Origin of the sequence: Lentilactobacillus kefiri (assembly GCF_009739535.1) — a bacterium.
GTDB classification, from domain to species: domain Bacteria; phylum Bacillota; class Bacilli; order Lactobacillales; family Lactobacillaceae; genus Lentilactobacillus; species Lentilactobacillus kefiri.
On record NZ_CP029971.1, the window covers coordinates 1,529,081 to 1,550,564 of the forward strand.

The window sequence follows — 21,484 nt, forward strand, 5'->3', positions numbered from 1 at the left end:
TGTACCTCCTCTAAACTTCCGTCTGGTATTCAATTTGGTTGGCGGAAGGGTCTTCTTTAAAAAAATGTTCATAAATGTATTTTACCGCTGCGTCGGCATCAGATTGCCGAGTCCCTAACATGATTGAAATTCGTGAAGCACCTTGGTTGATCATGTGAACGGGGATATTGTGCTCAGCGAGTGGTCGAATGATATTCTCAATGGTCCCGACCCGCGCCCGCATACCTTCACCAACGACCATAATGATTGCATAATCATCGATCCAGTCAAGGGTGTCGGGGTGGAGTTCGGTTTGAATATCATGACACATTTTTTTAATTGTATCACTGTCCAACTGACTACGGTCAAATATGATTGTCAGGTCATCAATTCCTGAAGGCATATGTTCGTATGAAACACCGTATTTATACAGGATTTGTAAAATTTTGAGGGTAAATCCAACTTCCTTGTTCAGCAGGTATCTGTGAAGATAGAGGGCTGAAAATCGGTTGGAACCGGCGATTCCGGTAACCGGACGTTTGGAAGTAAAATCTTTTTCGGGAACGATCAGGGTTCCGGGAAGGTCGGGGTTATTGGTATTTTTAACGTTAATGGGAACTTGTCCCTGAATTGCGGGAATGATGGCTTCATCGTTGAAGACCGAGAAGCCGGCGTATGAAAGTTCACGCATTTCTCTAAAAGTTAATTTGTGAATGGGATGGGCATCGGGAACAATTTTAGGATTTGCTGCATAAATTGCATCAACATCCGTGAAGTTTTCGTATAGTGAGGCGTGAAGGCCACGTGCCAGAATTGATCCGGTGATATCTGAACCGCCGCGGGCAAATGTGGCAATCTGGCCATCTTTGGTAAATCCAAAGAAGCCGGGGAAGATTAATCTCTCATCGCCATACTTTAAGTTGGCGAGATTGTCGTAAGTCTCTTCCAAGACAGTGGCGCTGTTGGGATCATCGCTCAACAAGATGCCAGCTTCACTTGGATCAACAAAGCGGGCTTTGGTCCCCGCCTGGGTTAAGCAGGCGGCAATGAGCTCGGCATTTAAGCGTTCGCCATGGGCTTTAAAAGCCGCCATCAGGTAGTCGTTGTTCGGATATGGTTTGTCGGGCAGACCGGTTAGTTTTGATTTAATGTCGTCCAATACAGTTGTTGAAACGCCGAAGCCATTCCCAATTTCCTGATAGCGGGCGAAAATGTCCGCCACAATTTGAGTTGGATCAGCTTTGCCAATAATGGCATTTGCGTATTTGATTAATAAATCAGTGACTTTAATGTCATCCGAAAATCTTTTTCCGGGTGCTGAGGTAACGACGACTTTCCGTTCCGGATCACTTTTGATGATGTTGATCACTTTTTGAACGTGGGCGGCATCGGCTAACGAACTGCCTCCAAACTTAACGACTTTCATAACTTTTAATCACTCCCTGGATATTCCCATTAATTAACAATTCGGTTAGAGATTGTTAAAACGAATTTTAGCAGTTTTGAATTAATTTGCAAGAGCAAGTCTTTTTTGAACGCCTGCCTGCATAAATTTGCAAAAGTCGGCTTAAAAGCATTGACACTTTATGAGAAACATTATAAAATTATCACAATTAAATCATTAGAGGTTGCAACCAACATCAGTAATTAGTGGAGTTCCTACCTGGACTTTGAAGCTAACGAAAGGGGCGGTTGCCGAAGCACCATGTGAGGTAGCACTTGGCGCGCTGGGACTTAGCTTAAGAGGCTTTGGACTGTCGCGGCGGACATGTCGGCTGCGGGGCGCTAACGACAAATGATACGGAATATGATTTTAGATTCTGAATCTCTTTGTTTAGCTAAGCGCTAAACGAAGAGATTTTTTTATTTCCAGTAAAGATAACATTAAACATTTGGAGGAAAGAACATGACTAATCAAATCGACCAGTTATCAACGAACGAAGCAGGACACTTACAGATTGGCGGAGTAGATTCGCTGGATTTGGTCAAACAATATAAAACGCCTTTGGTGGTTTACGACGTCAAAGCAATCCGCGACCAGATCCACCACTTCCAAAAGGTGTTCCAAGATAATGGTGTCGACTTTGCAGTTAGTTATGCCAGCAAAGCATTTGCATGTATCGCAATGTTTCAGCTGATTAACCAGGAAAAAGGCCACATTGATGTTGTTTCCGGCGGGGAACTTTACACAGCTATCAAAGCCGGGTTCCCAATGGAGCGGGTTAGCTTCCACGGAAATGACAAATCCCGTGAAGAATTGGAAATGGCCGTGGATCACCAAATCGGCGTCATCATCTTGGATAACTTCCATGAAATTGATTTGCTGAAAGAAGTATTGGACGACCGCCAATCCCACATCAATGTGATGCTGCGGGTAACCCCCGGGATTTCAGCCCATACTCATGAATATGATCAAACTGGTCAAGTTGACAGCAAGTTCGGCTTTGACATTCAAAGCGGCCAGGCCCGTAAAGCTCTTGGACTGGTTCTTGAAGATGGCCGGATGAACATGTTGGGCATTCACTGCCACATTGGTTCTCAAATTTTTGAAGTTAAAGGATTTGAAATGGCGGCCGTTAAGCTCATCGATACATTGACGCAATGGAATAAAGAAATCGGCTACGTTGCCAAGGTTGTTAACGTCGGTGGGGGCTTCGGAATCAAATATACCGACGATGATGATCCAATTGCGCCAGAGATGTTTGTTGACGCGATTGTAAAGGCGATTAAAAAGCGGACTGAAGAAGCCGATTTACCAATGCCAGCTGTTTGGATTGAACCGGGTCGGTCAATTGCCGGTCCTGCCGGATATAACTTATACACAATTGGCAGCCGCAAAGATGTTCCCGGCATTCGTTCATACGTCACGGTTGACGGTGGAATGGGTGATAACATTCGGCCAGCCTTGTACCAGGCAAAATATGAAGCAGTGCTTGCCAAGAATCCAACCGCTCCAACCAAAGAAACGGTTCGAATCGCCGGTAAGTATTGTGAGTCGGGTGATATCCTCATTCAAAAGCAGGATTTACCTGAAACCAAGCCTGGCGATGTGTTGGCAATGTTGGACACCGGAGCTTACGGATACGCAATGGCGTCCAATTATAACCGTAATCCCCGCCCCGCAGTTGTCTTTGTTGAAAACGGCAAGTCACAGCTTGCTATCAAACGAGAAACCTTTGAGGATTTAGTTTCATTAGATGAGCGGTTGGATTAGAAGATTGTTTCTGTTAAATAAATAATTTATTCAAAATAGACATTAGATAGGAGAATCATAATGGAACAACTAAGTGCACGTGAAATCATTGATTTTATTGGAAATGCGAAGAAGAAAACCCCAGTGAAGGTTTACATCAAAGGATCAGTTAAAGATCTTAAGTTCCCCAAGTCGATCAAGGCATTTGCTGAAAAACACACAGCGACATTGTTTGGTGATTGGGAGGACGTTAAGCATTTCCTCAAAAAGCATCAATCCGAAATTGATGACTATGAAATCGAAGCTGATTCCAGAAACTCAGCGGTTCCATTATTAGATATCAAAAATATCAATGCCCGGATCGAACCGGGTGCCATCATTAGAGACCACGTTACTATAGGAAACAATGCCGTTATTATGATGGGTGCCATTATCAACATTGGCGCTGAAATCGGCGATGACACAATGATTGATATGGGAGTCGTGATGGGTGGCCGAGCAATTGTCGGCAAGCATTCACACATTGGTGCCGGTGCCGTCTTGGCAGGAGTTGTCGAACCCGCATCCGCCAAACCGGTTCAAATCGATGACAATGTCTTGGTTGGCGCCAATGCAGTTGTCATTGAAGGGGTCCACGTTGGTGAAGGAGCCGTTGTTGCTGCCGGATCAATCGTCACCAAAGACGTTGCCCCACGAACAGTGGTTGCCGGCGTTCCCGCTCGAAAAGTAAAGGACGTCGATGAGAAGACAACTTCAGAAACTGGCCTTGAAGACGATTTAAGAAAGTTGTGATTCAATGAGTCAACTTAATAAGGAAGAACTAATTCAAATTCGTAGGCATTTACATGAATATCCAGAGCTGGCAATGCATGAAACTGCCACTCATGCCTTTCTGTTAAAGACGATTCAATCCTTTAATCAACAGTACATTGAAATTAGAGAAATTCCTGATTTACCCACTGCATTATTGGTATCCGTCCATGGATCAGATCCAAAACGGACGGTTGGGTACCGAACCGATATTGATGCGTTACCCGTTACCGAACAAACCGGTTTGCCATTTGCATCCAAGAATGCCGGTGTCATGCACGCCTGCGGGCACGATATTCATATGACAGTTGCCCTGGGTGTTTTGAACTGGTTCACTGAGCACCAACCAAAAGATAATATGATTTTCTTCTTTCAACCCGCCGAAGAAAGTGAAAATGGCGGCAAGGTTGCTTATGAGATGGGTGTCTTTGAAGGTAAATGGCGTCCAGATGAATTTTACGGACTTCATGACAATCCCAACCTGCCTGCCGGTGCAATTGGCTGTCGGATGGGAACCCTGTTTGCCGGGACAACGGAAGTGAACGTTGACTTAATCGGTAAAAGCGGTCATGCAGCCTACCCACAAAAAGCCAACGATATGGTTGTTGCGGCAGCCGAGTTCATCGGCCAGGTTCAAACGATCGTTTCCAGGAGCGTTGACCCGATCGAAGGCGGTGTGATTACCTTTGGCAAGTTGGACGCCGGAACCATTCGAAACGTTATTGCCGGTAAAGCCCGTATCGAAGGGACCATTCGGGGGTTGACCCAAAAGATGATCGAACACATTGTTGACCGTCTGAAAATGGTCGCCAACGGGGTCGCAACCAGCTATGGGGCTGAAGTGAATATTCATTTTAACCAAGGTGGTTATTTACCAGTTGAAAACAATGATGAGCTGACCAAACGGTTTATTGAATTTGCGAAGCAGGATCCGGAAACCGAGTTTGTGGAGACTGAGCCGGCAATGACCGGAGAGGACTTTGGCTACTTGTTGTCAAAGATTCCCGGAACCATGTTCTGGCTGGGAGTTGACGATACATCTCAACTTCACTCGGCAACCTTAAACCCCAAGGAGTCTTCAATTCCCAAGGGTGTTAATTCCATTATCAGATTTCTTGAATATCGAATGAATCATTAAACTAATAAAAAAGAAAGTAGGGATTTGTATGATTAGTGCAGATATTATGACGGCGATTGTGACACCATTTGGTGAAGATGGCAGCATCAACTTTGATGGCTTGGAAAAGTTAACCAATCATTTGATTGATACTGGCAGCCGTGGCTTTGTGATCGGTGGAACGACTGGTGAAACACCCACATTGAGTCATGACGAAAAGATTGAATTGTATACCCGCTTTGCCCAAATCGTGAACGGCCGCGGAACAATCATTGCCGGAACCGGTAGTAACAACACTGCCGAAACGGTTCAATTAACCGCCGAAGTTGGCAGTATTCCCGGCATTGATTACGCATTGGTGGTTGTGCCATACTATAACAAACCAAATCAACGAGGGATGGTTGCCCACTTCACAGCAGTTGCTGAACAATCACCAGTTCCACTGATCATTTACAATATCCCTGGTCGAACCGGCGTCACAATGGCCAATGATACGGTTATTGAATTGTCACACAATGCCAATATTGCCGGCGTTAAGCAATGTACTTCATTGGAAGACTTGGAGTATCTGGTTCAAAACACACCCGATGACTTCAACGTCTATACCGGTGAAGATGCTCAGGCTTTATCAGCCAAAGCAGTTGGTGCCAATGGGGTTATTTCAGTTACCAGCCACATTTACGGCCGTGAGATGCGTCGAATGTACGACGCCCTTGAATCAGGGGATGTTGAAACTGCAGGGAACTTGATGCGTTTCTTAACCCCTAAAGTCCAAGCACTGTTCATGTACCCATCACCATCATGTGTTAAGGCAATTTTGAACGTTCAAGGCTTTGGTACCGGTGATTGCCGTTTGCCAATTCTTTCATTGAATGATGAAGAGAAGGCGACCCTCGCTTCGAAATTAGGTGTCAGCCGTCTTGAAGATATTCCAGTTGATGGAACTGAAATGGCACGCAGCTAACGATTGTTGGTTGGAAAACATTAAATAAGTAAAGGAGTTTTTTCGATGATTAAGGTTTTAGTTGCCGGCTTTATGGGATCTATGGGTCAAAAGACCGTTCAAATGGTCAACAAGAACGATGACTTTGAACTGGTTGGGGCTTATAATCCTGGCATTGATACCGTTCATCTCCAGGGAATGGGAATGGACGATCACGTCAAATTGTTTGCCAGTTTGGATGAAATCAAAACCGACGCGGACGTTTGGATTGATTTTACGGTTCCCGGTGCTGCATTTGAAAATGCGAAGTTTGCCATCCAACACGGGATTCATCCGGTGATTGGGACTTCGGGTATAACGGATGACCAAGTCGACCAGCTGACCAAGCTGGCAGATAAGACTCACGTCGGCGGTATCCTGGCACCCAACTTTGGGATTTCAGCTGTTTTGCTGATGAAATTTGCCAAAGAGGCTGCCAAGTATATGCCCGGTGTCGAAATCATTGAAATGCACCACGACGACAAGCTTGATGCACCTTCAGGAACTGCCTTGGCAACTGCCAAAATGATCGATGAAGTTCGTGGAAAGAAAGCTGCCCCGGCCACCGAAGAAACACTGAAAGGTGTTCGTGGCGGAGACTATGACGGTATCAAGATTCATTCAGTCCGGCTTCCCGGTTATGTTGCCCATGAACAGGTCTTATTCGGCAGCAAGGGTGAAGCTTTGACCATCCGGCAGGATTCCTTTGACCGCGGCTCATTTATGAGCGGCGTTCAACTCGCAGTCCCTGCAGCCGCCAAAGCAGACAAGTTGATTGTCGGTTTAGAAAATATTATGTAGTGAAAATCAGGAGGAAAACATGCCACAGTTAGATAGCAAATTATCAGGTGTTATTAATCATAATGTGAAATCAGTTGGGCCTTCGGGTATCCGTGAATTTGATCAGGAAATTTCATCAATTCCCGGAATCGTTAAATTAACCATTGGTGAGCCGGATTTTGACGTTCCTGAACATGCCAAACAGGCAGCCATTAAAAGTATTGAAGAAAATAAATCACACTATTCAGCCCAAAAGGGAATTCCTGAATTGCGTGATGGGATTAGTCATTATTTGAAAGAGCGGACCGGGGTTGAATATGATCCGGCAACCGAAATTGTTGTCACAGTCGGTGCGACTGAAGCAATCTTTTCAGCTTTAACTTCAATTCTTAATCCTGGGGACAAAGTGATTGTGCCAACACCGGCATTCGCCCTGTATTTCCCAATTATTAAAGTGGCTGGTGCAGAATTGATTACGATTGATACATCTGATGACGGCTTTGTTTTAACGCCTGAAAAGCTTCAAAAAGCACTCGACGAAAATGGGGACAGCGTCAAAGCAATTATTTTAAATTATCCATCAAACCCAACCGGCGTTGAGTACTCTGAAGAGCAGTTAAAAGCTTTGGCAGACATTATCTCTCAACATAAGATGTATGTGCTTGCAGATGAAATTTACAATGAGCTGACATATGGTGTTGAACATCATTCAATCGCTTCAATGATTCCAGGCCAAACGATCTTGGTAAACGGGTTGTCCAAATCTCATGCGATGACTGGTTATCGAATCGGTTATTTTGCTGCACCAAAGGATTTCGTCACCAACGCATCAAAGATGCATGCATTTGTTGTCACAGCGCCTTCAAATCCTGCTCAATACGCAGCCGCCGAAGCGTTGAATAATGGGCTTGATGATCCAATTCCAATGCGGGCCGCATACAAGAAGCGTCGTGACCACATTGCCGATCGACTTGAAAAGATGGGGATGCCCATTGTCATGCCTCAAGGCGCATTCTACATTTTTGCCAAGGTTCCTGATACAATAAATGAAACCTCAGTTGAGTTTGCCACTCATTTGGCAAAGGATGCTAAAGTTGGTGTTACCCCAGGATCAGCATTTGGCCCTGGTGGTGAAGGCTGGATCCGGATGTCTTACGCGGCTTCTGACGAAGATATCAAGTTGGCAATGGATCGGATGAATGACTATTTACTTGCATTAACGAAATAAAGAAAAGGGGATTAATCAGATGAAAGAGTTTAACGTCGCAATTTTAGGTGCTACGGGAGCTGTTGGAACCCGCATGATTCAACAATTAGAGCAATCAACCATTCCGGTTAAGAGTGTCAAGCTGTTGGCTTCATCACGTTCAGCCGGTAAGGTATTGAAATTCCGTGGTGAAGATCACACAGTTGAAGAAACCACTCCTGATTCATTCAATGGGATTGACTTGGTTCTGTCTTCAGCCGGTGGCTCGACTTCCAAGAAATTCTTGCCGGAAGCCGTTAAGCGTGGTGCTGTCTGTGTTGATAACACCAGTGCTTTCCGAATGGAAAAAGAAGTTCCGTTGGTTATCCCTGAAGTTAATGAAAAGGCGCTTTACAATCATCGTGGTATTATTGCCAACCCCAACTGTTCAACCATTCAAATGGTGGTTTGTCTTGAACCAATCTACAAGAAGTTTGGTTTGAAGCAGGTAATCGTTTCGACTTATCAAGCCGTTTCCGGTGCCGGTCAATCAGCCTTGGACGAATTAATGGAAGAATCCAAGCAAGTCTTGAATGGTGAACCAACCGATCCAAAGATTCTGCCAACCAAGGGTGACAAGAAGCATTACCAAATGGCATTCAACCTCTTACCACAAATTGATGTCTTTGAATCGGACGGTTATTACACTCACGAAGAGTGGAAGATGATTCATGAAACCAAGAAGATTATGTTGGATGACATGGATGCCAAAGATATCAAGGTTACGGCAACCTGTGTCCGGGCTCCAATTCGAATCGCTCATGGTGAGTCGGTTTACTTCGAAGTTGCCGACAAGACTGCTACCGCAGATCAAATCAAGGCAGCTCTGGATGGTGCTGACGGCGTTGTCTTACAAGATGACCCTGCCCACCAAATCTATCCTCAATCAATCGAAGCTGAAGGCAAGCGCGAAACCTTTGTTGGCCGTGTTCGTCCCGACTTCGAAAACGAAGGGGCATTTAACATGTGGGTTGTTTCCGATAACCTCTTGAAGGGTGCTGCTTGGAACGCTGTCCAGATTGCTGAGCATTTGGTTGCTGACGATTTGGTTCGCGTACCTGATAATCCATATCTCGGTTAATGTAAATATTGTTTGGAAGCCTGTCGGCCTGGTCGACAGGCTTTTTTGATACCTGAATAGTCTCATCTGGTCACAAATCAAGGTTAGAAGATTGATAATGAATCTTTTAAGATACTCAGATATTATCGACCAGATAAGGATATGAGATACAATTAAAGAAAATAATCTTTGGGAGAGGCTAACTATGCGCATCGGATTTGTGTCGGACTTACATACGGACTTTAACCGCCAATATGATTTCGTGACTGTTCTGCAGCAGCTGATTAACGATGAACGATTAGATAAAATAGTGATTATGGGCGATTCGGCAAATGACCTCAAGCGGAATCTACGGTTTTATGAACGGTTGGAAGACAGCATCTCAATTCCGTTTTACACGCTGGTTGGTAACCATGACTTATATGTGGATCATCCACGTGAAAAAACGGTTGCCGAAATCCAGCAGGCTTCCAGAAATGCGTACCACGAACTCGACAACCTGCCGATGTCATTAACCAAGCATCCAATTAAAACGGAACATTGGCTGATTACCGGGATCAACGGCTGGTACGATTACACATTTGCCAAAGACTTTTCTGAAGCTAAAGGACCTCGCTACGCTGACAATTTTGTTGCCAAGCACGTTTGGCCCGATCAAATGTACATCAACGGCAATCAAATCAGTTATCGGCGGGATCGTCTCTGGGTCACTAAGCAGATTTTTGGTTGGCAGCACCAAATCAATCAGATGAATGTGGCAAACAAGAAGTTACTGGTAGCGAGTCACATGCTGCCAACGAAGAAGCTGGCTCGCCAGATGCCGATTCCGTTTTACGATCGGTTTATGTATCAATTGGGTAGTGACCGTTATCGTCAGGTGTTTGAGCAAAACCACGTCAGCTTGTCGTTGAGCGGCCATTCCCACATGCCCAACCGGGTGGTCGAAAATGGCATTCACTACCAAAATCTATCATTGGGATATGATTTCCAGTGGCAAAATCCCAGTGACGCATTGGGTGAGCTAAAACGAGTGATGGATATCTTGGAGGATTAGCGATGAAACAAATTGAAATCTGGTATTGTGACTTGGCCTATTTCCTGGCTAAATATTTCCACATTCACAGAACAAAACACTATTAAATAAAAGCCCCCGTCATGAGCAATGGCGGGGGCTTATTAATACATATCCTATGATAAACGGATTTAATATAAATTTTGTCTATATTAAAATAAAATATCACAATGCTTAAACCGTTGATTTATCAGTACTTCAAGCATACAATATACTTGTAATTTGAATTTGGACCGGTCCAATAATCAAATTGGGGATAACGTTGCTGTCAAATTCAGGAGGTTACTAATATGACGAACTTCGATTCTGATGAATACCTGCAAAAAGTCAACATGTATTGGAAAGCTGCCAACTATCTGTCTGTTGGTCAGTTGTTCCTGCGAGACAACCCATTGCTCAAACGTGAGTTGACTGCAGACGATGTTAAGATCAAGCCGATTGGTCACTGGGGCACGATTGCCTCACAAAACTTTATGTACGCCCACTTAAATCGGGTGATTAAGAAATACAATTTAAACATGTTTTACATTGAGGGCTCTGGTCACGGTGGCCAAGTCATGGTTTCCAACTCATATCTTGATGGCAGTTACAGTGAAATTTATCCAAGAATTGCCCAAAACGAAACCGGCCTTCAACGATTATTCAAACAATTCTCGTTCCCAGGTGGGGTTGCTTCTCATGCCGCTCCTGAAACACCAGGTTCAATGCATGAAGGTGGCGAGCTGGGTTATTCAATCGCCCATGGTACTGGTGCAATTTTGGACAACCACGACGTGATTGCCGCCGTTGAAATTGGTGATGGTGAAGCCGAAACCGGCCCATTGGCCGCATCATGGTTCTCCAACAAATTTATCAATCCAATTCATGATGGTGCCATCTTACCAATGCTCAATTTGAATGGATTCAAGATTTCCAACCCAACCATCCTTTCCCGGATGAGTGATGCCGATTTGACCAAGTACTTTGAAGGTATGGGTTGGAAGCCATACTTTGTTGAAACCAAGGGTGATCCCGAAGATTATGCCCGCGTTCACAAGGAAATGGCCAAGACGATGGATACTATTATTAAAGAGATTAAGGGTATTCAAAAGCATGCCCGTGACAATAACGACGACACTTTGCCACACTGGCCGATGCTGGTTCTTCGTTCACCAAAGGGCTGGACAGGTCCAAAGCATGATCTGGACGGCAATCCAATCGCCGGATCATTCAGAGCTCACCAAGTACCGATTCCTGTGAGTGCCGGTCAAATGGACCACAAAGATTTGCTGGTTAACTGGCTCAAATCATACGAACCGGAAAAATTATTCAACAGCAATGGATCCATCAAAGCCGAGATCAAAGGGACAACCCCTGAAGGCAACCAACGCATGGCAATGAACCCAATTGTCAATGGTGGTATCAACCCGAAGAAGTTGGATATGCCTGATCCAGCCGATTACTCCTTGAAGATTGACAAGCCTGGTGACAAAGAAGCTCAGGATACTGAAGTGTTATCCAACTTCTACACCGAGATTATGAAACGAAACGGTCAGTCATTTAGAGCGTTTGGCCCCGATGAAACCAAATCCAACAAGTTCTTCTCAATGTTGGATTACGGTAAACGTCAATGGGAAGAACCAATTAAGACACCAAATGACGAAAACATGGCTCCTGAAGGCCGGGTCATTGACTCACAACTTTCAGAACACCAAGCTGAAGGTTGGCTTGAAGGATACGTATTAAGTGGCCGTCACGGATTCTTTGCCTCATATGAAGCATTTACCCGGGTCATCGATTCAATGCTCACTCAACACTACAAATGGCTTAGAAAGGCCAATGAACAGTCATGGCGTCATGATTATCCATCATTAAACATCATGAACGTTTCCCACGCCTTCCAGCAGGATCACAATGGCTATACCCACCAGGATCCAGGGATGCTTGGTCACTTGGCTGAAAAGGGTCATGAGCTGGTTAACGAATACGTTCCAGCTGATGCCAATTCACTTTTGGCCGTGATGAACACTGCCTTGCAGACCCGTGAGAAGATCAACCTGATTGTTGCTTCAAAGCACCCACGACCACAATGGTTCTCAATGGATGAAGCGACCAAGCTGGTTAACGATGGTTTGGGGATTATTCCTTGGGCATCAAATGATCAGGGCGATCCGGACATTGTCTTTGCCACTGCTGGAACCGAAGCTACAATGGAGAGTTTGGCTGCCATTGACATGATCCATGAAGCATTTCCTAAGCTGAAAGTTCGCTTCATCAACGTCATTGACATTTTGAGATTACGTCCAAGCAACGAAGATCAAGATAGTCGTGGCTTGACCCAAGCTGAATTTGACAAGTACTTTACCACTGACAAGCCGGTCATCTTTGCCTTCCATGGCTTTGAAAACACCTTCCGTGGCTTGGTATACAACCGTCATAACCACAACATCAGCTTCCATGGGTACCGTGAAAACGGTGATATCACTACGCCATTTGATATGCGGGTCTTGAATGAACTCGACCGTTATCACCTTGCAAAGGATGCGATTGGCCGAACCAAATATGCCGATCAAGCCGACAAATTTGTTTCCAAGATGGATCAAATGCTTCAAAAGCACCATGATTACATCCGTGAATACGGAACAGATATTCCAGAAGTCAAAAATTGGAAGTGGTCTGGTAATCTGACCAACAAACTAACAACAGAATAAAACTTTCTCTTCTTCGATAGAAAATGAGCTTATGAGTCCTCTAAATGGGGGTTTATGAGCTCATTTTTGTTAATTAATGGTATGATAAATTCGGAAAGACAATTGAATAAAAGGGGAATATCAGATGAAACTTAATGTCGAAATTAATGATCATTCGACGACGATTATTTTGCCGGATGAAAAAGGAAAAATAACGATTGCCAGCCAATCTCAGCCAAGTAAAAATGCTGTCAATCTGGATATGAAAAATGGAAAACTGGCTGGCCTCCAAACTGACGGCTCTGACCAAAAAGCAGATGGCGTTATGACGATTGAACCTGCGTGGGACTTGGAGCCTGATTACCTTGCAAAAGCTTTTGCTGAATATGCCGTTGAGCAGGGGATTTTTAAAAAAGACCCACTCGTTGACGTCAAGATTCCAAGTAATCAGCGAAAGACGGTTGAGGACTTTCGCAGCCTGATTTTGACCGTCCTGAACGGATTGGGGTTCAGATCATTGTTCATGCCCAAGAAAAAGTTCAAGGGTAAGCCTGCCCATCGATACACGAAACAGGTCAGTGAAATTCCATTCCATGTGGATTATGAAGGTACCAAGGCAACCGTTTATTGGCAGAAACGCAACGAGATGCTGCTGAAGGCAGGAGCGGTCATGAAGCCCAAGCCTGAATTGAACAAAGACGGTTCGCTTGGATTCTCAGCCAAGTTTGCTGAGAAGCTGCGTTCCGAACATACCGACAGCTTCGACAATTTTGTCACCACTAAAGATATTATTTTGAAATCAGTTAACGAAGTTGGCCTGTTCCTGTATTTTGGCGGTACCAACAGCTGGCTGGTCTTAAAGGATGATAACGGCAAGTCGATTAATGAGTGGACGGTTGTTAAATAAAAAATGAGTTAATTCTTATTTTTTGTTAATTTTCACATTGAAATTTCAGCCAAAAGCCATTTATTTTCCCATATGAACCGGGAATATATTATAATATTAGTAACAACAAGCATAATCTTTATAAAAGAAAGGTGATACATGTAATGTCAGACAGTACAAACGAGGTACCTCCTGATCAAAAATTGTGGCAGGATACCACCGAAGAGCTGGTTAAGAAGTATCAGACCAACGCGGAAGATGGTATTAGCGACCAAGAAGCTGAAAAACGGCTTGCCAAGGATGGCTATAACGAATTAACGGCCAAGAAGAAGAGCAAGCTGCTTCAGTTTTTGCTTCAATTTAACAACAGCATCATTTATATTTTGATTGCTGCAGCCGCTATTACGCTGTTTATGCACCATTATTCAGATTCGGCGGTTATTGGGATCGTTATTATTGCCAACGCGTTTATTGGCTTTTTCCAAGAGATGCAAGCCGACAATGCTTTGAGTAAGATTCGTGAGTTATTGGTCAGCCAGAACTACGTTATTCGTGATGGTCACAAGATTGAAGTGCCTGCACGTGAACTGGTTGTGGGTGATTTGGTTAATTTGGAAGCCGGGGATGCGGTTCCCGCTGACCTGAGATTGATTTCGGCTGATAACATGCGGGCTCAAGAGTCCACATTGACCGGTGAAAGTAATTCCGTTGAGAAGACGGAAGATCCAATCAACAAGGATAAATTACCATTGGCCGACCGCTCCAACATGGCGTTCGCGTCAACTGCGGTCACTCAAGGATCCGGTGTCGGAATTGTTATCGCAACCGGGCAACAAACTCAAATTGGTCAGATTCAACAAAGTGTTGCCGAAGTTAAATCACAGGTAACACCATTAATGAAGAACCTGAACAAGTTGGGTGTTAACTTATCAGTATTTATCGTTGCCATTGCGATTCTTTTGTTTGTTCTTGGTTTGTACACCAAGATTTACAGTTTGCCTACTTTAACCATTGCGATCATTACAATGGTTGTTGGTTCTATTCCTGAAGGGCTGCCTGCCTCAACTTCAGTTGTTTTGGCTCGTGGTGTTCAGGTTATGACCAAGAAGGGTGCCATTGTTAAGACTTTACCCGCTGTTGAAACCCTTGGTGCGGTGGATATCGTTGATACCGATAAGACTGGTACTTTAACGAAAAATGAAATGACCGTTACCGATGTTATCACCGATGAGCATCATTACCACGTTAGCGGAGTTGGATTCGTTGATGGTGATAAGGGTGTTGATGGTGACGTCATGCTGGACGGCAAGAAGTATGACTGGAAGAACGATCAGCATTTCCGTGATTTGGTTGATATCGCCGGAACCACTACCGACGCCGAATTGGTTCAAACCGATGGCGAGTGGCAGTTGAACGGTGAACCAACCGATGGTGCGCTGACCACTTTGTTCCACAAATTGATCGGCCGTGAGCCTGAAGTTGATGAACTGGATACTTTACCATTTGACTCTGCTTATCGTTACAGTGCCCGACTCATTAAAGAATCCGGCCATAACGAATTGATGGTTAAAGGTGCTCCGGGAACAATTTTTGGAATGGTTAAAAAGACCAATCCTGATTTTGATGATAAAGTCTGGTACTCAAGAGTTTCCAAGTTGACTGAACAAGGTCTTCGAGTGGTTGCTCTGGGTTACAAAGACGTCTCATCAGCGGTTACTGAAATTGATCAAGACAAGATTTATGATGGTATTAAATTAAGTGGTGTGGTTGGCATTATTGATCCACCACGAGAAGAAGTTATTCCGTCAATTCGAAGCCTTCGCCGTGCCGGTGTTAAGGTTAATATGATTACCGGTGACCATCCGGATACCGCTTCGGCAATTGCCCGCAAACTGGATTTGGATGAAAGTATTCATGCAATTACCGGACCTGAAGTTGATGAAATGTCTGACGAAGATTTGGTTAAAAACATTGGTCGTTATAATGTCTTTGCCAGAACAACGCCTGCCAATAAGCTGAGAATTGTTAAAGCTCAACAGGCTAACAACAAGATTGTTGCGATGACTGGTGATGGTGTCAATGATGCCGCTGCGTTAAAGCAGGCGAATATCGGAATTGCCATGGGAATCAAAGGAACCGATGTTGCCAAGGAAGCTGCCGATATGGTGCTGGTTAATGATAGTTTTACCACCATTGTTGAAGCGGTTGCTGAAGGTCGGCACGTCTTTGATAACATTCAAAAGACCATTCGATTCCTGTTACCAACCAGTTTTGCCGAAGGTTTGGTTGTCTTGCTAAGTATGATGATGGGGCAGGAATTACCACTGTATCCAACTCAATTGCTGTGGATCAACACCGTTTCAGCGTTGACCATTCAATTTGCGTTTATCTTTGAACCGGCTGAAGAGTCAATCATGATTCGTGGGCCGCGGGATGTCGCGAAAGGGATTCTTGGGAAGATGGATGTCTTCGAGATTGTCTATGTTTCCATATTGATTTCTGCCTTGGGTATCTTTACCTTCGACAAATTCGTCGATTCCGGCGTATTGTCCGTTGTCCTTGGTAGTACAATGGCTGTTAACATTATTATCTTTGGTAAGATTTTTTACCTGTTCAATATTCGAAATTCCTACCCGATTATTTCCAAACACTTCTTTGAAAACAAGATGGCGTTTATCATCATTGCCATTCTGTTGGTCCTTCAAGCTGGAATGATTTACATTCCATTCATGCAGGGTGTCTTCCATACTGGTAACGTGAACTTCTTCTATGGCTGGGTTGTCCCAACCATCGCAGGATTTATCGTGCTGGTCGTTACGGAAATTATCAAGCTTGGACGAATTGAATATCGAAAACGTAAAGGTCAAGCAACTAAAATTAAAGAATAATCAAAATAAAGGATCGAAATTTGGGATAGCTCAGCTACCTCAAGTTCCGATCCTTTTTTGCTTTTAATTACTTTAAGTCTCCAGGTTTAACGGTACGTCCCTGCATAATTGACAAGCCCCATGCACCAAGAATGATCACCAGTGATACGGCAAAGGCAACGTGCATGCCGAAGATAAAGACTTCCGGCTGCTTTGGCAGATAATTGGTTACGTGGAATCCGGCTTTAATGCCCATAGCAATAAATAGCGCACTTGTCGAAAGGGCGGTTCCAGAAATCATGCCGACATTTCTAGCGAGGGCGTTAAGACTTCCGGCACTTCCAAGTGAATTCTTGGGTACAACCGACATGACAATGTCGCTATTCGGTGATTGAAACAAGCCGGTTCCAAAGGCCATGATTACTGTGATGATAACGTAGACCCACATCGGACTGGTAAGTGTCAGGAAGATGTACATCGCTTGGGCGACCGCCACGATGAGCAGACCAATTGAAGCAATCGTTGCCGGTGAAAAATGATCTGCCAGCCAGCCGCCAAATGGTCCGGAGAAGACCATTACAACCGGGAAGATAATCAGCAGGGCACCGGCTTGACCGGCACTGAGTTGACGGGCATCTTCAAGATAGAAGGGAACAATGACGACCGTGAAAAAGTTCGATAAGAAGATTAACACTGCAGCGCCAAGTCCATATGAAAATGGTTTGATTTTAAACAGCGATAATGGCATTAATGGATTTTCGGCCCGCTTTTCGGTATGGAAGAAGCCCCATAACGTGACGATGCCTAATGCGAACAGACCAAGTGGAACCGGTTGGGTATAGCCGACTTCCTGGCCGATGAAGACACCTAAGAATAGGCCGATAATCATCAGGGAGAAGTTAACAAAGCCTAACCAGTCAATTGATCCTGGAACGGTTTGAAACGCCTTGGGCATGACGACAGCACCCAAAGTGATGGCGATGATGCCGATGGGCAGGTTAACCCAGAAAATGTAGCCCCAAGGGAGTTTTGACAGGATGAGTCCGCCAAGACCAGGTCCGGCGATCGCTCCCAGAGCAACAAACGTGCCGACAAACCCCATTGCCCGGCCACGTTCTTTAATGCCAAACGTTGAGGTCGTAATACCATAAGTGTTTGATAGGGTCATGGCTGCACCGGTCCCTTGAATGAATCGGCCAACCAATAGGAATGGAAAGTTGATTTGGAGTCCTGATAGAAATGATCCCAGTAAGAAGATGACAGTCCCAATTCTAAAGACTTTTACTTTACCGTAAATGTCGCCCAGCTTGCCAAAGAACAGCAGTAAAGCGGTCAATACGATGAGGTATGAGGAAACCACCCATTCAATTTGATTCATTGGCACATGCAGTTGCTTTGCCATAATTGGCATGGCAATATTGACGATGCTTGAATCCAAATTGGACATGAAGGCAAACATACCGATTGATACCAGAATCCACCAACTATTCTTCTGAGTTTTGGTTTCTGTGGATGGGTTGTTCATGTGGATTACCTTCTCTCATAATGTTCGTTGATTTCAACAGGTCCATTATGACGCAAACTTACAAAAAGTTGGTGGAAAAAGCTTCATGAATCGGTTCGGCCAACCAGCAAAGTAAAAAAGACAACGGTGGACGTTTTTGTCCATCGTTGTCTTTTTCTATTAAAGTTCCAGAGTTGCCCAGAGCTTGGTTGAATATTAATCTGTCCGCCATTTTTCAAAGAAGTCGGTGTGCTTGCCAAGATATTCAATTGCTTCTTTAGCCAATTGATCACCCTGTTTTTCAGCATCTTCAGCATCCAAGTTTTGTGAATCTCTCAGATAACCTCGGCCGATGTTGATGAACTTGTTTTTTCTACCAAATCCTTGATCGTGGAAAAGGTCGTCCAACTTTGTGATGTCATCTTTTGCTGTGTTATAAACCAACTCGGAAAGATTCTTGGATGGATCCAACAGAGTTGCTGCGTATGTGACGATGAATTCGTCCATATCGATAATGATTTCTTGTCGCATGTTTTTCTTTGCCATTATTTTCACCTCGTAATAAGTTTAATGCATTTTGTGTATAAAGACCAATTAAGAATGATTAACGACGATTAATGGTGCATTTTGAATTCCAAATAAAGATCGTTATATTCCTGAACCTTTTGTGGACTGAGGTTGCTGTAAACCTGCAGCCGGTCAATGACCTTTTGAGTTGGATAGAACTGCTTATCGTCTTTAATCGACTTCGGCAGGAGCTTGAGCGCTGAAGTATTCGGAGTGGCATACCCGATGTATTTAGCATTTTGGGCGGCATTTTCCGGTTTGTTCATAAAATTCAGGAACGCGTAGATCGCTTTGAAATGTTTGGCCGTCTTGGGGATGACCAGGTTATCAAACCACATGTTGCTGCCTTCTGTGGGGACGACATAGTGCAAATGTGAGTTTTGCGACATCATTTCTGAAGCTTCTCCGGACCAGTCAACCGCAACCGGAGCCTCTCCTTCGGCCATATACATTTTGATTTCATCGGCGACGACCGCTTTAACGTTTGGCGAAAGTCGATTGAGTTTATCTTTGGCTTTAATTAACTCCGCGGAATTGGTAGTGTTAACCGAGTGACCCATTGAAATCAGTGAAAATCCCATGATATCACGTGCTGAATCGATCAGCATAATATCATTTCGATATTTCTTACTCCACAGTTGATTCCAGTGTTTCAAAGCACCTGGTTTCACGTAACGGTCGTTATAAATAATTCCCAACGTTCCCCAGAAGTAGGGGATTGAGTATTTATTACCGCGGTCAAACGACTTGTTCATGAATGAAGATCCGTAGTTATTCATGCCGGTCAGCTTGGATTTATCCAGCGGAATCAGCATGTGGTCGGCCTTCATCTTTTCAACCATGTATTCACTTGGAACCGTTAAATCATAACTGGTTCCGCCCTGTTTAATCTTCGTATACATGGCTTCGTTACTGTCAAAGGTTTCCACATTGACATGATAGCCGGTTTCTTTTTGAAACTTTGTCAGCAGTGCCGGATCGATATAATCTCCCCAGTTGTAAAGGTTGAGAACTTTGTTGCCGGTATCTCCGGTGGATTTGGTTAACTGATCGCTGCCATATGCCAAGCCGGCACAAATGGCCAAAATGGCGATAAATGCTGCTAAGAATTTTTTCATCGGTCAGTCACCTCCACAAGGTTCTTCTTGCGGCCATTTCTGGCGTTGTGGGTTTCAATCAGGTAATAAACGCCGACCAGAATCAATGAGAAGATGAACATAATACCGGCCAAGGCGTTGATTTCCAAGCTGATACCCTGGCGTGCCCGTGAGTAAATTTCAACGGACAAGGTTGTAAACCCGTTGCCGGTTACAAAGAAGGTAACCGCAAAGTCATCCAGTGAGTAGGTGATTGCCATAAAGAAGCCGGCAATGATCCCCGGCTGAATATATGGCAGCACAATCTTACTTAATATCTGAGCTGGGGTTGCTCCCAAGTCCATTGCGGCATTGGTCATTGATGGGCTCATTTCATCCAACCGCGGCAGAACCAATAACAAAACAATTGGAATTTCAAAGGCGATATGACTGAGCAGGACTGACCAGAATCCCAGCGGCAACTTTAGAGCTGTAAAGAAGATCAAAAAGCTGGCACCGATGATAACGTCGGGTGAAACCAACAGGATACTGTTCAATGACAACAAGGTTTCTCGTTCATGTTTGCGTTTGGCATTGTGAACAGCAAGTGCGCCCATCGTTCCAATAATCGTGGAGCAGACGGACGACAGAAGGGCAATCAAAATGGTATTCAGAAAAATTGCCAACATTCGTTTGTCAGCGAAAAGCTCACCGTAGTGTTTCAGCGAGAAGCCCTGAAAGTTCGTCATTGTGGTGCCTTTGCTAAAGGAATAAAGGATCAAATACACAATTGGAATATATAATAGCAAAAAGACAATCGTGATATAAATTTTACCGGTTTTGGAGGCCTTATCTTCCATTATGCCCGCCTCCTTTTACGCTTCGTGTTTGTCAGCAGCATGACGATAACCATCGAGATGATCAAAACAACGCCAATGGTTGAACCCATTCCCCAGTTCATGGTCGTTAGGAAATGCTCCTCAACGGCGGTACCTAACGTAATGACTTTATTACCACCGATCAAACGTGAAAGCATGAAGAGTGATAGTGAAGGGATGAAGACAATTTGGATACCGGATTTAATTCCCGGCATCGTCATTGGGATGATGACCTTGGTCAAAGTCTGCCATTTGGTTGCGCCCAAGTCCCGGCTGGCTCGGATGTATGAACCACTGATGTCGGTTAATGAATTATAAATCGGCAGGATCATAAACGGAATTTGGATATACGCAGCAACCAAGATGAAGCTGGAATCCGTGAACAGCATGTGTTGAATCGGTAGACCGAAAAATTGAAACAGTTGATTGACCAAGCCGTCATGACTGAGAAGGCCAATAAATGCGTAGGCTTTGAGCAGCAGGTTGATCCAAGTTGGCAGGATAACCAATAAAATCCATAAGTCCCGGTGCTTCAGCTTACTAATGACCAACGCCATCGGGTAGCTGATCAGGATGGCAAATAGGGTAATCAAAAACGCGTAAAGCACTGAGTTGGCGGTCATTGTTAAATAAGTGCCAGATGTGAAGAACTCTTGATAATTGGATAATGTAAAGTTGTGGTGAATATCAAAAAACGAATAATAAAAAATGAGGGCAACTGGGGCAATGACAAACATTGCCAGCCATAAAACGTAGGGTGTGAAAAATAATCCCCGAAAGTTTTTCTTCAATTCTTAA

17 protein-coding genes and 1 riboswitch are annotated in these 21,484 nt (G+C 44.3%); of the genes, 11 read left to right on the forward strand and 6 right to left on the reverse strand.

Going from position 1 to position 21,484, the window contains the following annotated elements; translation table 11 throughout:
- Positions 1 to 10 precede the first annotated feature (10 nt).
- The gene (locus tag DNL43_RS07185; protein WP_056980904.1) at positions 11 to 1,405 is read right to left on the reverse strand and encodes an aspartate kinase; all 1,395 of its coding nucleotides are present in this window, start codon (positions 1,403 to 1,405) and stop codon (positions 11 to 13) included.
- Positions 1,406 to 1,593: 188 nt separating this feature from the next.
- Positions 1,594 to 1,775: riboswitch (Lysine riboswitch) on the forward strand.
- Between the two features lie 110 nt (positions 1,776 to 1,885).
- Between DNL43_RS07185 and lysA the strand changes: the two genes are divergently transcribed.
- The 11 genes from lysA to DNL43_RS07240 all read left to right on the forward strand — a co-directional run bounded on the left by lysA (position 1,886) and on the right by DNL43_RS07240 (position 16,682).
- Positions 1,886 to 3,193: a diaminopimelate decarboxylase gene (gene lysA / locus DNL43_RS07190; RefSeq protein ID WP_054768816.1), complete on the forward strand. Its 1,308-nt coding sequence runs from the start codon at positions 1,886 to 1,888 to the stop codon at positions 3,191 to 3,193.
- Between the two features lie 60 nt (positions 3,194 to 3,253).
- Positions 3,254 to 3,964, forward strand: a complete 711-nt coding sequence (gene dapD / locus DNL43_RS07195) for a 2,3,4,5-tetrahydropyridine-2,6-dicarboxylate N-acetyltransferase (protein WP_054768815.1) — start codon at positions 3,254 to 3,256, stop codon at positions 3,962 to 3,964.
- Between the two features lie 4 nt (positions 3,965 to 3,968).
- Positions 3,969 to 5,120: an N-acetyldiaminopimelate deacetylase gene (locus DNL43_RS07200; RefSeq protein ID WP_056980903.1), complete on the forward strand. Its 1,152-nt coding sequence runs from the start codon at positions 3,969 to 3,971 to the stop codon at positions 5,118 to 5,120.
- 28 nt (positions 5,121 to 5,148) lie between these two features.
- Complete coding sequence (dapA, locus tag DNL43_RS07205; protein ID WP_056980902.1) at positions 5,149 to 6,063, forward strand: 4-hydroxy-tetrahydrodipicolinate synthase; 915 nt, start codon at positions 5,149 to 5,151, stop codon at positions 6,061 to 6,063.
- 45 nt (positions 6,064 to 6,108) lie between these two features.
- A complete protein-coding gene (dapB, locus tag DNL43_RS07210; protein ID WP_056980901.1) occupies positions 6,109 to 6,882 on the forward strand; it encodes a 4-hydroxy-tetrahydrodipicolinate reductase in 774 nt (257 codons plus the stop codon).
- A gap of 19 nt (positions 6,883 to 6,901) precedes the next feature.
- A complete protein-coding gene (locus tag DNL43_RS07215; protein ID WP_054768814.1) occupies positions 6,902 to 8,089 on the forward strand; it encodes an aminotransferase class I/II-fold pyridoxal phosphate-dependent enzyme in 1,188 nt (395 codons plus the stop codon).
- Between the two features lie 19 nt (positions 8,090 to 8,108).
- A complete protein-coding gene (locus tag DNL43_RS07220) occupies positions 8,109 to 9,188 on the forward strand; it encodes an aspartate-semialdehyde dehydrogenase (protein WP_054768813.1) in 1,080 nt (359 codons plus the stop codon).
- A gap of 184 nt (positions 9,189 to 9,372) precedes the next feature.
- Positions 9,373 to 10,221: a metallophosphoesterase gene (locus tag DNL43_RS07225; RefSeq protein ID WP_056980900.1), complete on the forward strand. Its 849-nt coding sequence runs from the start codon at positions 9,373 to 9,375 to the stop codon at positions 10,219 to 10,221.
- Positions 10,222 to 10,529: 308 nt separating this feature from the next.
- Positions 10,530 to 12,929, forward strand: a complete 2,400-nt coding sequence (locus DNL43_RS07230; protein ID WP_056980899.1) for a phosphoketolase family protein — start codon at positions 10,530 to 10,532, stop codon at positions 12,927 to 12,929.
- A 124-nt stretch (positions 12,930 to 13,053) separates the two neighbouring features.
- Positions 13,054 to 13,815, forward strand: coding sequence for a hypothetical protein (locus tag DNL43_RS07235; RefSeq protein ID WP_056980898.1), 762 nt, complete (start codon positions 13,054 to 13,056; stop codon positions 13,813 to 13,815).
- A 143-nt stretch (positions 13,816 to 13,958) separates the two neighbouring features.
- The gene (locus DNL43_RS07240) at positions 13,959 to 16,682 is read left to right on the forward strand and encodes an HAD-IC family P-type ATPase (protein WP_056980897.1); all 2,724 of its coding nucleotides are present in this window, start codon (positions 13,959 to 13,961) and stop codon (positions 16,680 to 16,682) included.
- Between the two features lie 67 nt (positions 16,683 to 16,749).
- Here DNL43_RS07240 and DNL43_RS07245 read toward each other — a convergent pair whose 3' ends face one another.
- The 5 genes from DNL43_RS07245 to DNL43_RS07265 all read right to left on the reverse strand — a co-directional run bounded on the left by DNL43_RS07245 (position 16,750) and on the right by DNL43_RS07265 (position 21,477).
- The gene (locus DNL43_RS07245) at positions 16,750 to 18,186 is read right to left on the reverse strand and encodes an MFS transporter (protein ID WP_056980896.1); all 1,437 of its coding nucleotides are present in this window, start codon (positions 18,184 to 18,186) and stop codon (positions 16,750 to 16,752) included.
- Between the two features lie 195 nt (positions 18,187 to 18,381).
- Positions 18,382 to 18,711: a hypothetical protein gene (locus tag DNL43_RS07250; protein ID WP_054768812.1), complete on the reverse strand. Its 330-nt coding sequence runs from the start codon at positions 18,709 to 18,711 to the stop codon at positions 18,382 to 18,384.
- 68 nt (positions 18,712 to 18,779) lie between these two features.
- Entirely contained in the window at positions 18,780 to 19,850 is a 1,071-nt protein-coding gene (locus DNL43_RS07255; RefSeq protein ID WP_054768811.1) for an ABC transporter substrate-binding protein, read from the reverse strand.
- Complete coding sequence (locus DNL43_RS07260; RefSeq protein WP_054768810.1) at positions 19,847 to 20,668, reverse strand: ABC transporter permease; 822 nt, start codon at positions 20,666 to 20,668, stop codon at positions 19,847 to 19,849. Before DNL43_RS07260 ends, DNL43_RS07255 begins: the two co-directional genes overlap by 4 nt.
- Positions 20,668 to 21,477, reverse strand: coding sequence for an ABC transporter permease (locus DNL43_RS07265; RefSeq protein ID WP_056980895.1), 810 nt, complete (start codon positions 21,475 to 21,477; stop codon positions 20,668 to 20,670). The genes DNL43_RS07260 and DNL43_RS07265 overlap by 1 nt, the downstream gene beginning before the upstream one ends.
- Positions 21,478 to 21,484: the final 7 nt, after the last annotated feature.